The sequence below is a fragment of the Pedobacter roseus genome (assembly GCF_014395225.1).
Lineage (GTDB): Bacteria > Bacteroidota > Bacteroidia > Sphingobacteriales > Sphingobacteriaceae > Pedobacter > Pedobacter roseus.
Map to the genome: position 1 here is coordinate 4,325,175 of NZ_CP060723.1, position 13,258 is coordinate 4,338,432.

Genomic DNA, 13,258 nt, shown 5'->3' on the forward strand with positions numbered 1-13,258 from the left:
AAAAACCTCGTAGGTTTTAATATCTACGAGGTTTTTTCTATAAACTTTAGCCTTCTATTTTTTAGGCTCAGGTCTGTTTTTAATCTGGCTAGGTTTTAACCAGATTTTGGCACCTTTAGAGTTTACATAATACTTTTCATTTTTAGCGTTGATGTAAACATCAGTTCCATCTGGTGCCATTTTACCTTTCCAGGTTTTATCTGCAACTTTCGAACTTCCTTTTACCGCTACCTCTGCTGTTTTATTACCTACAGATTTTGCACCTTTTCCGATCGCTTTACCTGTATGGTCTAATGCTTTACCAACTTCTGTTTTTTTCTTTTCCTGAGCATTAACATTTAGGGCTGCACCACCAAACAAGGCAAGTGTTAATAAACCCATTACTAATTTCTTTTTCATGACAGCTATATTTTGTTTAGAGGATAACAGTTGATCATTAGATTTGTTTTATTTCTGTTACACTAATAAAGATAAAATTTTAAACTATTATTTTTTAAGCAGAATCATAAAAATATAATGGCGCAAATAAGGACTGCAACAACCTACAAGGCAACAAACCTTGATTTACAAAAATTTTTTATTCCTTTTTTGGAGCGCAGGGCCAGAGCAACTATTTAAGTGTGTTCCCGTGCTGCGCTATATCCTTTCGCTGCGCTTCAGGGATGCCGCTGCGCCCGGGGCTAGAAACACTATTGCTGCAAAAAACAAAATACAAAAAGCATCATATTGGGCATAATGCCAGGTTTTACCTGTACTGCCACTGTTTAATAAACCTTATTGTAGCGGTTATCCTTTTTGCTGCACAAACAAAAAATAATCCACCAATCCTCACAAAAAGATAATAGCGAAAAGAAGGACTACCCTAACCGAAAAGCAAAAAACCTGCTTTACAAAAAACAATTATTCCTTTTTTGGAGCGCAGGGCCAGAGCAACTATTTAAGTGTGTTCCCGTGCTGCGCTATATCCCTCCGCTGCGCTTCAGGGATGCCGCTTCGCCCGGGGCTAGAAACACTATTGCTGTGCAAAGAACAAAAAAGAAAATACATTATTGGGCAAAATGCCAGGTTTTACCTGTACTGCCCACTGTTTAATAAACCTTATTGTAGCGGTTATCCTTTTTGGTGCACAAACCAAAATACTCCGCTAACCCTCACAAAAAGATAATAGCGAAAAGAAGGACTGCCCTAACCGAAAAGCAAAAAACCTGCTTTACAAAAAAAATTATTCCTTTTTTGGAGCGCAGGGCCAGAGCAACTATTTAAGTGTGTTCCCGTGTTGCGCTATATCCCTCCGCTGCGCTTCAGGGATGCCGCTGCACCCGGGGCTAGAAACACTGTTGCTGCAAAGAACAAAAAAGAAAACACATCATATTGGGCAAAATGCCAGGTTTTACCTGTACTGCCCACTGTTTAATAAACCTTATTGTAGCGGTTATCCTTTTTGCTGCACAAACTAAAAATAATCCACCAATCCTCACAAAAAGATAATAGCGAAAAGAAGGACTACCCTAACCGAAAAGCAAAAAACCTGCTTTACAAAAAACAATTATTGAATCAAAATCACCGTAATTATTAACTTAAACCAATTTTAGTTTAATTTCTCTGCCAATAATTTCATCTCGATGTGCGGCGATCGGTTTTCATAGATAATACTATGCACCGCCTTACAGATCGGCATATCTACATTACAAGCCTGATTTTTAATGTGCATACATTTTACAGCATAATAACCTTCGGCAACCATATTCATTTCGAGCTGCGCCGATTTTACGGTATAACCTTTTCCTACCATGTTGCCAAAGGTACGGTTGCGGCTAAATTGCGAATAGGCAGTAACCAATAAATCACCCAGATATGCGGATTCCATAATATCCCTATCGATGGGGTGAACCGCATCTACAAAACGTTTAATCTCGCGGATGGCATTGCTGATCAATACTGCCTGAAAATTATCGCCATAACCAATTCCATGACAGATACCACTGGCCACTGCATAAATATTTTTTAAAACAGCCGCGTATTCCGTACCGAAAATATCGTCGGAAACGTTTGTTTTGATGTAACGGGTATTTAAAAAAGAAGCAAAAGTTGATGCCTGTTCAACATTGGTACAGGCAATGGTTAAATAAGATAGTTTTTCTAAAGCAACTTCTTCGGCATGGCATGGACCGCTCACCACTAAAATATCGTGGTAGGGAATACCATATTTCTCGTGCATAAACTCCCCGATAATCAGGTTATCTTCAGGCACGATACCCTTTATGGCCGAAACGATTTTTTTTCCTTTTAAATCTTCAGCAGTGATAGAAGCTAGTGTGGTTTTTAAGAATGCCGCAGGAACGTTTAAAATTACAAAATCGGCAGATTTTATAATCGAATTGATATCAGATGAAATATGATCATCCTGGCTGAGTTTTATCTCAACAGAACTGATATAATTAGGATTATGCTTAAATTTCTTGATGTGCTCTATAGCACTTTCATTCCGCATCCACCAAAAAATTTCCTTTTCAGCTAAATTATCTGCAAGCATTTTTACAATGGCAGTAGCCCAGCTCCCACCCCCTATCATTGCTATTTTAGGTACCATGATTATAAAATAAAAATCCCGGTTTAATGTTTTAAACCGGGACAATTTAATTATTTATTATGGTTAAATATACCTTACTTTTTGCCGTCTTTGCTAAACAATTGGTCTTTAGCGGTTTTTTCTACAATCATTCCGTCCTTTAATTTGTTCTGGATGGCAGAATAAGGTCCCGTTACGATTTCTTGTCCAGCTTTAACACCAGATTTTACAATAATGAACTGATCGTTCTGGATACCTGTAGTTACCTCTGTCTTTTTAACCTTTTTGGTTTTTGCATCGTAAGCATAAATATATTGCTTTACCTTTTTGTCGGCCAGTTTAGATTTTTGCTTATCAGTATTTTCCTGGTTACCCTGGCTTTCACCAGATTTTCCGTTATCGGTAAATACTGCCTGGATTGGAATGGCTAAACCTGTTAACGATTCACTTTCAATATCAACTGTAGCCGACATACCCGGACGGAAAATAGATTGTTGTTTACCGGCCAGTTCTTCAGTAATTCTGATTTTTACCGAGAAATTGGTTACCTGATCTACCGAGGTAGATACTGCAGTACCCACAGCGGTTGATGAACTTGCAATTTCGGTTACTACCCCTCTAAATTTTTTATCAGAGAAAGCATCAACTTCGATTGAAGCTTTATCGCCCACTTTAACGCGGGTAATATCGTTCTCATTTACATCAACGTTAACTTCCATTGATGACAAGTTAGAGATACGCATAATCTCGGTACCTGCCATTTGCGAGGTTCCAAGAATACGGTCGCCCAGTTCGATTGATAATTTCGAAACCACACCATCAACCGGTGCATAAATAGTAGTTTTAGCCAGGTTTGCACCAGCTTCTTTTACGTTTGCACCAGTTTGTTCTAAGGTAAATTTAGCCCCGGTTACATTTTCTTTTGCGCTGGCTAAATTTGCTTTAGCGGTTAAATAGGCAGCTTTGGCCGAATCAAACTCTGAAGCTGAGATCACTTTTTTATTAAAAAGCTCTACATTACGTTTATAAGTAGCTTCTGAGTTTACAAAGTTAGCCTGGTTTTGAGCAAGCTGTTGTTGCGCTGCAGCTACACTGGCCTTTTGCGCGTTAAAACTGGCAACAGTTCTTTCATAACCCGATTGTAATACATCAGGGCGTACTTTACAAAGCAATTGACCTGCTTTAACAATATCGCCTTCTTTTACCTTTAATTCTACTACCTCTCCAGATACTTCCGAACTCAATTTTACCTCAGTTTCTGGCTGGATTTTACCACTTGCCGTAACTGTTTCTACAACAGTTTTATCTGATGCCTTTTCTGTAGTTACTTTTTCGGTTTTGTCTCCACCTATCACTCCGGCCAGTTTAAGTATAACCAGAAGGGCTACGATAGCAACTATGGTGATAATAATATGCTTCAGTTTCATAATTTATTTATTGTATTTCGTTTGTTTGTATTAAAGTTGTAGGTTTTTAAGGTTGTAAGTTGAAAGGTTTTAATGTTGAATTGCCCTTTGTGCTCAGCTTTAGTCTTAAAAAACAATCTGTTTGCCTAAATAATAATCAATCACTTTGGCACGGAACAGTAAATCGTATTTCGCTAAGATAAAATCTATTTCGGCTTTATTTCTATTGGTTTGTGCAGTACTGTAATCTAAAGAGTTTACCAAACCAACATTATAACGTTGATCGATTACATAAAAAGCATCTTTTTGTGCCTGAAAAGCATTTTGTGTAGATGAGTATCTGCTTTGTGCTGCGTTTAAATCAGCTACTGCCTGATTAATTACTTTGATCAGGTTATTTTTTGAGATCTGCTCATCCGTTTTACGCTGCATCCAGGTAATTTTTGCTTTTCTAACCGACGATCTGGTTGTAAAGCCATTAAAAATAGGAATGGATATACCCATACTCACATATTGACCAAAGTTATCAGATAACTGATTGGTAAATTTTGAAGTCGGAAAATTTGAATTAAACTGGTAATAATAGGCCGATCCTAAACCGCCTCCTAAACTGATCTGCGGAAAAAATCCCCCTTTGGCAACATCTATTGCTTTTTCGGCTGCTTTGCTGTTCAGTTCAGCTAATTTAATATCTGGAAATGTACTAAGCGCTTGTTTATAAATGTCGCTCGGAACATAAGTGTTTTGAATATTATTTAATTCGTTAACCAATGGCGCCTGTACTTTAAATGTCATTGGCGGCTGAATTTCCATTAACTGTCCTAAAGTTAAATAGGATATAGTTAACTGGTTCTGCGCATTGGTTAAATTAAGCTCAGCGGTTGCAGCCTGCGATTTGGCCTGCGAAATATCGGCTAAAGTTTTGTTCCCAACATCTAAAAGCGCCTGCTCTCTTTTTAAAGTTGAATTGGCAACATCCAATTGTTGTTGGGTAGCTTTAACCTGATCCTGGTTATTTAAAACCTGAAGGTAAGCCGTTACCACCTGCAGAATAAGGTCATTTTTTACCTTGTCTACATTGGTTTGGTTGGCTGCCAATAGAATTTTATTCTGTCTGATCTGGTTGATCTTTGTTCCACCACCAAAAAGCGAAACATTGGTACTCAAATTTGGACTTAAATTATAATTTTGTGTGTTTTCGAATAAACCTGATACTTGCTGACTCCTACCCCATTGCATGGATTGGTTAACGGTACCATTTACAGTGGGTAATAAAGCATTTTTTGATTGGCGGACATTTTCTTCACTCAAAGAAGCACTAAATGCAGCCTGTTTGATGTTTAGATTGTTTTTTAATGTGTTTTCGACCGCTTGTTCAATGCTGATCACTTCCTGAGCCTTAATTTGCTGACTAAAACTTAATGCCACTAATAACGCAGATCCGGTAATTAACTTATTCTTGGTAAACATCTTCATAATTTGTTTCAAATCTATATAAACAACTTTAATAATTTCAATCTGTACAGGCATTTACTAACTTTGATTTTAAATGTACCTGATCAAATCACCGCTTCTGCTAAAATGGTATTATCCATCACTGTTATGGAATAAATCCCGCACCGAAAAAGTTATTTATTTGACCTTTGACGATGGACCTATACCCAATGTTACAGATTTTGTATTAAAAACTTTAAAAGCTTTCAATGCTAAAGCTACATTTTTTTGCATTGGCGACAATATTGTAAAACACCCCGAGGTTTTTGAACGTGTAAAAAACGACGGACATGCCATCGGCAACCACACTTTTAACCATTTAAAAGGCTGGAAAACCGATGATGAAACCTATCTCGAAAATACACTAAAATGCCAGGAACTTACACAATCTAATCTCTTTCGCCCTCCTTACGGGAGGATTAAGAAAAGCCAGATTCGGAGTTTGGAGTCATTAGTTTGGAGTTCGGAGTTTAAAGCGCCAAACAACTCCCAACTCCCAGCTCCCAGCTCCCAACTAAAAATCGTAATGTGGGATGTGCTCAGTGGTGATTTCGATATTAATCTTGCACCCGAAAAATGCTATCAAAATGTGATAAAACATACCGAGAACGGCTCTATAATTGTTTTTCACGATAGTTTAAAAGCATTCGACCGCTTATCTTACACATTGCCCAGGGCATTAGCTTATTTTACTGAAAAAGGTTTCACTTTTTCAACATTGTAGCCCAAAGCTAATCTTATGCCAACAAGAAAAATCAACATAAAATACTGATAATAAGATATTTAAAATAAACACAAATAAAAAACTGTTCAAAACCGTACAAACATGTACGATTTTGAACAGTGAAGAAATAAATGGAATTTCTAATTTAACGGAAGCGATGCAGTGGTGTTTTTAATAAAAATAATGGCATCAAAATCATTGGCTAATCTTATTGGCATAGCATAAGGCGCTCTCCAATCAGCCCAGATGTTGGTGATTGAATCTTTTATCCCTGAAAATGGATTAACGCCACGGAAATTAATAAAAAAACTATCGTATCTGGCTTTTGCAAAAAGCGCAGTAAAACCTGTGGTTGGGATTTCAAGCTGGTGGGCAGTTACCTCACTGGTACCATCTTCATTCACACTGATCGTATTCACTTTTCCCTGATAAGTATCAAAGGCAATGTTAAAGAAGTCTGTTTTGTAGTGTTTATTCAAGAAATAGCCAAATGCTTTATATCCTCCTGTAGTATCTTTTAATAAATGCAGGTTGTGCGACCAAACAATCATTTTAGTTTTGGTTTTTGTCTGCCGTTCTACAGCATTTTTAGCCATCAGGCTATCGCGTTCAAAAGGGTCGGTGTAACCGACATTATCAAAGCCAAAAACTTCTACTTTGACATGTTTTGGATCAAGATTATAATTTTTTACCCATTCGAAAAGATCGGAAAAAGATTTCGTATGGTACAACCTGAAATCTTTCAGCAATACTTTCAAATCGCCTTTTCCCAAGGTCACATAATCGTTTACTTTTGCCATGGCTTCATCCGGAACTTCGAAACCGATCTGTGTATATTTCTGATCCGTAATCAGGTATTTCACTATCTTGTTTTTTTCCTGGAAGAACTCTTCTGTTCCATGAGAGGCCTCTCCCAGGCCCACAATAACGTTTTGGCCTAATTGCGCTGATAACGTTTTCAGATAGGTAGATTTCAGATCGACAGCATTTTTATTCAACCAATTTAGCTTTTCGGCATTATTTTCCTGGCTGTTCGCATTAAAAGTTGCACTGAGCAACAAGATTAAGTAGCATATTTTTCTCATTATCTTTTATCAAATTGATGATCAGAATCACCAGATTCCATAAAACTTAATGGCTGATCTGCAATAAAATCAAAAATTTATTAAGCCCAAACTATTTAGAACATTTCCAAATAATACAATGATCTAAGGATGACCTTAAGAGGTCTATTTTTTTTGTAAATTCGCAGCTAGTAGAATAGAAGTATTACCTTTTAACCAATAAAAATCGATGGCTTTTGATATAGACATGATTAAAAAGGTTTATGCAAACTTCGGTAGCCGTGTTGAGGCTGCGCGTAAAATAGTTGGCAGGCCTTTAACATTATCTGAAAAAATATTGTATGCACACCTTTGGGATGGAGATCCTAAAACGGCGTTTAAACGTGGTTCTGATTACGTAGATTTTGCACCAGATCGCGTAGCGATGCAGGATGCAACTGCACAAATGGCATTATTGCAGTTTATGCAGGCAGGAAGGCCACAGGTGGCTGTTCCATCTACCGTGCACTGTGATCACTTAATTACGGCAAAAGAAGGTGCTGCGATAGATTTACCTCATGCTAAAACTGAAAGTGCTGAAGTTTTTGATTTCTTATCTTCTGTATCAAACAAATATGGTATCGGTTTCTGGAAACCAGGTGCAGGTATTATCCACCAGGTTGTTTTAGAAAATTATGCTTTCCCGGGTGGAATGATGATTGGAACCGACTCACATACTGTAAATGCAGGTGGTTTGGGTATGGTTGCTATTGGTGTTGGTGGGGCTGATGCCTGTGATGTAATGGCTGGTTTACCCTGGGAGCTTAAATTCCCTAAATTAATCGGTGTTAAGTTAACAGGAAAATTGAACGGCTGGACTGCTGCGAAAGATGTTATCCTTAAAGTTGCCGGTATCCTTACCGTAAAAGGTGGTACTGGTGCAATTGTAGAATATTTTGGTGATGGCGCTATCAACTTAAGCTGTACTGGTAAAGGTACCATCTGTAACATGGGTGCGGAAATTGGTGCAACCACTTCTACTTTTGGTTATGATGAGAGCATGGAGCGTTATTTACGTGCTACCGGCAGAGATGAAGTTGCTGATGAGGCTAACAAAATTGCTGCCTATTTAACAGGTGATGATGAAGTTTATGCTGATCCGGAAAATTATTTCGATCAGGTGATTGAAATCAATCTTGATGAATTAGAACCTTATTTAAACGGTCCGTTTACACCAGATTTAGCTACTCCGGTTTCTCAAATGAAAGTGGAAGCAGAGAAAAATGGCTGGCCTTTAAAAGTAGAATGGGGATTGATCGGTTCTTGTACCAACTCTTCATACGAAGATTTATCAAGAGCAGCTTCTATCGCAAATCAGGCTATTGAAAAAGGTTTGGTGACTAAATCGGCTTTCGGTATCAACCCCGGATCTGAGCAGGTGCGTTACACGGCTAACCGTGATGGTTTCTTAAAAACTTTCGAAGATTTAGATGCAACAATCTTCACCAACGCCTGCGGACCATGTATTGGTATGTGGGACCGTACTGGTGCAGAAAAAGCAGAAAAAAATACAATTGTACACTCGTTTAACAGAAACTTTGCTAAACGTGCGGATGGTAACCCAAATACTTTCGCTTTCGTAGCTTCGCCAGAAATGGTTGCTGCAATTGCCATTTCAGGTAATTTAGGTTTTAACCCATTAACCGATACGTTAACAAACGATAAAGGCGAGCAGGTTAAATTAGATCCACCTACTGGTGACGAATTGCCAACAAAAGGTTTCGCTGTAGAAGATGCAGGTTTCCAGGCACCGGCTGCTGATGGTTCTAAAGTTGAGGTTTTGGTTTCTCCAACTTCTCACCGTCTACAATTGTTAGATCCATTTAGTCCTTGGGAAGGTACAGACTTAAAAGGTTTGAAACTTTTAATCAAAGCCAAAGGTAAATGTACAACCGATCACATCTCGATGGCTGGTCCATGGTTAAAATTCCGTGGTCACTTAGATAACATTTCTAATAACATGCTTATCGGTGCGGTTAACTACTTCAACGATAAAACAGATAACGTTAAAAATGAATTAACCGGCGAGTACGGTCCGGTTCCTGCAACACAACGCGATTATAAAGCGGCTGGTTTAGGATCAATCGTAGTGGGTGATGAAAACTATGGTGAAGGTTCATCTCGTGAGCACGCCGCTATGGAGCCTCGTCACTTAGGTGTTCGTGCCGTATTGGTAAAATCTTTTGCCCGTATCCACGAAACCAACCTTAAAAAACAAGGAATGTTAGGTTTAACGTTTGCCAACAAAGATGATTATGATAAAATCTTGGAAGATGATACCATCGATATCTTAGGCTTAACAAGCTTTACTCCTGATCAACCATTAACATTAGTTTTACACCATGCTGATGGCACAGAAGAATCGTTCCTGGTTAACCACAGTTATAACGATCAACAAATTGAGTGGTTTAAAGCTGGTGGTGCATTAAATATCATCAGGGCTGAAGCAGCGGCTAAGGCAGCGCTTTAATTAGTCTGAAAGTCCGGAGTCGGTAGTCCGAAGTCTGGATGCAAATAATATCAATCCCGTTTTGTTAATTCAAAACGGGATTTTTTTTTGGAAAAACCCATCATTAGGAGAAGGCTTTTTCAGCCGGCGAAGCAATCTCTTTCGTTATTTTGGCAGGCTAAATAAATGAGATTGTAATTCCTTTTTATTTGGAAAACAGGTACACTAGTTCTTAGGTTGGGGTTGGTCCCGCTAATGCTGCTGCTGGTTAGAAAAAAACCAGCATACGCGTATATCGGGTTTAGATAGCGGCGACAGGAACAATTTTAACCAAAAATGCTTTATTCAACAAAATGCATGCTTGAATACGATGAGGTGAGGTTTTGTTTTTCTTGCACTAAAAAAACTTTCCAGCCCCGGGCATAGCGACATCCCTGAAGCGTAGCGAAAGGATATAGCGAAGCACGGGAGCCAACCTTAAAAGTTGCTACTGCTTTTGCGCTTCAAAAAATGTACTCAATCTTATTTAAACTCGAGGCCGCAATTATAGCAATGAAAAGATTTATTCCCCTTAAAAGGAAGAAAAACACCAACCAGAACGGAAGTTAGAATAACCCACCAACTAAATTTCTTTTTTGTAGCCATTCCAAAGCCAACATCCTTTGATCCGCATTTTGGACAGGCTGGCTTCTCTTCTGTTAACTTTTGATCATCAACTATCTCATCGGATGACTCAATGCTCAAACTATTATCTTCAGCTAACAAAGCATTGATCGCTTCTACATCTCTTTCAAAAACGATCAGTTTTACGCCACCGATGGCCTGATTGTACAAGGGTTGAATAGTAGCTACATTTTCATCGGCGAGGAAACAGGCAAAACCACTGTCTTCCAGTTTTGCTTTGATGATATTGGCTTCCATCGGATTGTAAAAAGTGCTGTAAACAACTGTTCTATCGTTCATGCTGTTAATTTAGATAAAAATCGTTGAATGATATAAATATTCCGTGTTTTCCGCGCATCCGTGGCTAAAACTAGCATAACATAGCGCGCTACAGGGTTTATTTCTTCAGAAAATCCTGCCACCAATAGCCCGAATCTTTAATGGTGCGCTGCTGCGTTTTAAAATCGTTGTAAATCAAGCCGAATCTGGCGGTAAAACCTTCGGCCCACTCAAAATTATCCATCAAGGTCCAGGCCATATAACCGGTTACATTTATGCCTTCCTTTTTGAGTTTTAGCAGTGCATTTAAATAAAGTTTAAAATATTCGATCCGTTCTGGGTCTTCTACCCTACCATCAATTAACTTATCATGATAAGCAGCACCATTTTCGGTAATGATGATGTTTTTAATATTTGGATAAGCAGCAAATTGCTTTACGATATTATAAAAACTATCTGCATTTATTTCCCAACCCATCGCGGTATGTGGTTTTTTCCGGCTTTTGGCTTTTACTTCCCAAGCCTGGATTACGGGGATAAAAGCGTTGTATTTTACCACAAGCGGAAAATAATTTTGAAGTCCGATAAAGTCAAAATCAAACTTCATTCTTTCCTGAAGTCGCCAGGTACCATATTCGATCTGAAATTTTTCGAGCAGATCCCAATCAGCAGTTGGAAAACCCATTCCTTGTGTTGGCTCTACAAATAAACGGTTCATTAAACAGTCTACCCGTTTTGCGGCAAGGATATCGCTATCACTTTGCGTATTGGGAATAATTTCTGAACAGGAAAAAGTGGTACCAATATTGGCCTTGCTAATTTCTGCACGTAAAATTTTACCACCTTCGGCCTGTGCCAAAGCAGTATGCAACACCGCAGGAAAAAAATTACTTAAGCCTGTTTTGCCGGGTGCATGGATACCCAGCATATAACCTAATGAAGTATAACCGAAAGGTTCGTTCAGTACGATCCAGTTTTTTACTTTGTCGCCGTATTCTAAAGCGCAGATGCTTACGAAAGCATTAAAAGCAGCATTAATACTAAAGCTGGTCCAACCACCTTCGTCTTCCAGGGCCTGTGGCAAATCCCAATGATACAGCGTTATATAAGGCGTAATCCCGTTTGATAAACATTCATCGATGAGGTTGTGATAAAACCTGATGCCTTCCTGATTGATTTCGCCCCTACCTGCAGGCAAAATCCGCGACCAGGCGATTGAAAACCTAAAGACTTTAAAACCCAAAAGTTTAACCAAAGCTACATCTTCGGTGTAACGGTGATAAAAATCGCAGGCTGGATCTAATTTATGGTTCTTTTTTATTTTCCCATTTTTCGCGGTAAAGGTATCCCATATCGAAGGTCCTTTGCCATACTGGGTTGCTGTTCCTTCTATCTGGGCTGCAGCAGTAGCCACCCCCCACAAAAAATCCTTACCAAAATCGCTCGCATTAATCATTGTTTACCAATTAATTGCCATAAGTTGCAAGTTTAATATTAACAAATCATTAACAATTAAAATGATTCGAAATAAAAACAATTTTTAATATTTTTACCTATGCGCTACTCATTAATTCTTTTTCTATTGGTAATACAAAATGTCTCTGCCTTTGGAAAATTTACCCCACCCATTAATGATGAACTGATAAATGCTATCAATATTACCAATACCAGTGCATATTGTAGTGGCGATGCCGAATTTAACAATTTAGAAGCTACCCCAAGCAATTATAATAAATCTTTAAACTGGTCGGCGGTTGGTAAAGATGTTTGGTATAAGTTTACAGCATCTAAATTTGATGTAAATATCTCCGTTAGCGGAAAAATTGATGCCAATAGTACAAATACCTTAATTGGTCCATTAGTTGCCTTATATTCGTATGATCCGGCGAGTAATTCTATTGCAGAGCAGCCTGGCACGCTGGCGACATCAAATAATGTTATTTCTTTATACAAGGGTGCTTTAACGGTTGGACAGGTTTACTATATTAGGGTAAGCGCCGCGAATGATGCTACCGGTACTTTTAAACTCTGTATCGATAATTATTTCCCACCAATACAACCAGGACAAGATTGTGGAACATTTTCGGTATTGTGTACAAAAGAGACCTTTACCCAGTTAAATGTAACTGGCTCGGGGGCAAACAATCACGAATCGGCTGGAACCTGCCTGGGTACAGAATCTAACTCTGCCTGGTATATGTTTAAAGCTTCTGTACCCGGCGATTTTACTTTTGTAATAACACCTACTGTAACCACGAACGACATTGATTGGGTTTTTTACGATTTAGGTCTGAACGGGGATTGTAGTAAAATAAATGCGGCAAATGCTATCCGGTGTGCATCAGGAAGTGGCGTAACCTGTAGCCCTTCCTATTATAAAACCGGCCTAAGTATGACTGAAACTGATTTGACTGAAGCGCTAGGTTGCCCGGCCGGCCAAAATGGGTTTGTAAAATATGTAGAACTGCAACAGGACCATGTTTATGCTATATTAATCGATAATTTTTCGGGGGGAATAATGGTTTTACCTTAGAATTTGGTGGCACGGCAGATTTTGCAGGTCCAACAGCG

At 38.6% G+C, this 13,258-nt stretch carries 10 protein-coding genes; 3 read left to right on the plus strand and 7 right to left on the minus strand.

The window, feature by feature from the left end; all coding sequences use genetic code 11:
- Positions 1–54: 54 nt before the first annotated feature.
- The 4 genes from H9L23_RS17685 to H9L23_RS17700 form a co-directional block, all read right to left on the minus strand.
- A complete protein-coding gene (locus H9L23_RS17685; RefSeq protein WP_025145126.1) occupies positions 55–399 on the minus strand; it encodes a hypothetical protein in 345 nt (114 codons plus the stop codon).
- Positions 400–1,588: 1,189 nt separating this feature from the next.
- Entirely contained in the window at positions 1,589–2,590 is a 1,002-nt protein-coding gene (locus tag H9L23_RS17690) for an NAD(P)H-dependent glycerol-3-phosphate dehydrogenase (RefSeq protein WP_246474725.1), read from the minus strand.
- Between the two features lie 74 nt (positions 2,591–2,664).
- Entirely contained in the window at positions 2,665–3,996 is a 1,332-nt protein-coding gene (locus H9L23_RS17695) for an efflux RND transporter periplasmic adaptor subunit (RefSeq protein WP_187591623.1), read from the minus strand.
- Positions 3,997–4,101: 105 nt separating this feature from the next.
- Positions 4,102–5,505, minus strand: a complete 1,404-nt coding sequence (locus H9L23_RS17700) for a TolC family protein (protein ID WP_246474726.1) — start codon at positions 5,503–5,505, stop codon at positions 4,102–4,104.
- 19 nt (positions 5,506–5,524) lie between these two features.
- On the opposite strand from H9L23_RS17700, the gene H9L23_RS17705 reads away from it, so the two are divergent.
- On the plus strand, positions 5,525–6,193 hold the full coding sequence (locus tag H9L23_RS17705) for a polysaccharide deacetylase family protein (protein WP_187591624.1): 669 nt from the start codon (positions 5,525–5,527) through the stop codon (positions 6,191–6,193).
- Positions 6,194–6,333: 140 nt separating this feature from the next.
- Here H9L23_RS17705 and H9L23_RS17710 read toward each other — a convergent pair whose 3' ends face one another.
- Positions 6,334–7,278 (minus strand): erythromycin esterase family protein, encoded by a 945-nt coding sequence (locus tag H9L23_RS17710; protein WP_187591625.1) that lies wholly within the window; start codon positions 7,276–7,278, stop codon positions 6,334–6,336.
- Between the two features lie 208 nt (positions 7,279–7,486).
- Between H9L23_RS17710 and H9L23_RS17715 the strand changes: the two genes are divergently transcribed.
- The gene (locus tag H9L23_RS17715; RefSeq protein ID WP_187591626.1) at positions 7,487–9,766 is read left to right on the plus strand and encodes an aconitate hydratase; all 2,280 of its coding nucleotides are present in this window, start codon (positions 7,487–7,489) and stop codon (positions 9,764–9,766) included.
- 501 nt (positions 9,767–10,267) lie between these two features.
- On the opposite strand, the gene H9L23_RS17720 is transcribed toward H9L23_RS17715, so the two are convergent.
- Positions 10,268–10,708 (minus strand): putative signal transducing protein, encoded by a 441-nt coding sequence (locus H9L23_RS17720; protein WP_187591627.1) that lies wholly within the window; start codon positions 10,706–10,708, stop codon positions 10,268–10,270.
- Positions 10,709–10,805: 97 nt separating this feature from the next.
- On the minus strand, positions 10,806–12,143 hold the full coding sequence (locus tag H9L23_RS17725; RefSeq protein ID WP_187591628.1) for a GH1 family beta-glucosidase: 1,338 nt from the start codon (positions 12,141–12,143) through the stop codon (positions 10,806–10,808).
- A 99-nt stretch (positions 12,144–12,242) separates the two neighbouring features.
- Between H9L23_RS17725 and H9L23_RS17730 the strand changes: the two genes are divergently transcribed.
- Complete coding sequence (locus H9L23_RS17730; protein ID WP_187591629.1) at positions 12,243–13,220, plus strand: hypothetical protein; 978 nt, start codon at positions 12,243–12,245, stop codon at positions 13,218–13,220.
- The last annotated feature ends 38 nt before the right edge of the window (positions 13,221–13,258 follow it).

Excerpts from the sequence above, each read along its gene's own strand:
- H9L23_RS17695 (WP_187591623.1), bottom strand. The coding sequence starts at position 3,996 with ATGAAACTGAAGCATATTATTATCACCATAGTTGCTATCGTAGCCCTT.
- H9L23_RS17685 (WP_025145126.1), bottom strand. The coding sequence starts at position 399 with ATGAAAAAGAAATTAGTAATGGGTTTATTAACACTTGCCTTGTTTGGT.
- H9L23_RS17720 (WP_187591627.1), bottom strand. The coding sequence starts at position 10,708 with ATGAACGATAGAACAGTTGTTTACAGCACTTTTTACAATCCGATGGAA.
- H9L23_RS17715 (WP_187591626.1), top strand. The coding sequence starts at position 7,487 with ATGGCTTTTGATATAGACATGATTAAAAAGGTTTATGCAAACTTCGGT.
- H9L23_RS17730 (WP_187591629.1), top strand. The coding sequence starts at position 12,243 with ATGCGCTACTCATTAATTCTTTTTCTATTGGTAATACAAAATGTCTCT.
- H9L23_RS17710 (WP_187591625.1), bottom strand. The coding sequence starts at position 7,278 with ATGAGAAAAATATGCTACTTAATCTTGTTGCTCAGTGCAACTTTTAAT.
- H9L23_RS17705 (WP_187591624.1), top strand. The coding sequence starts at position 5,525 with ATGTACCTGATCAAATCACCGCTTCTGCTAAAATGGTATTATCCATCA.
- H9L23_RS17725 (WP_187591628.1), bottom strand. The coding sequence starts at position 12,143 with ATGATTAATGCGAGCGATTTTGGTAAGGATTTTTTGTGGGGGGTGGCT.
- H9L23_RS17690 (WP_246474725.1), bottom strand. The coding sequence starts at position 2,590 with ATGGTACCTAAAATAGCAATGATAGGGGGTGGGAGCTGGGCTACTGCC.
- H9L23_RS17700 (WP_246474726.1), bottom strand. The coding sequence starts at position 5,505 with ATGCCTGTACAGATTGAAATTATTAAAGTTGTTTATATAGATTTGAAA.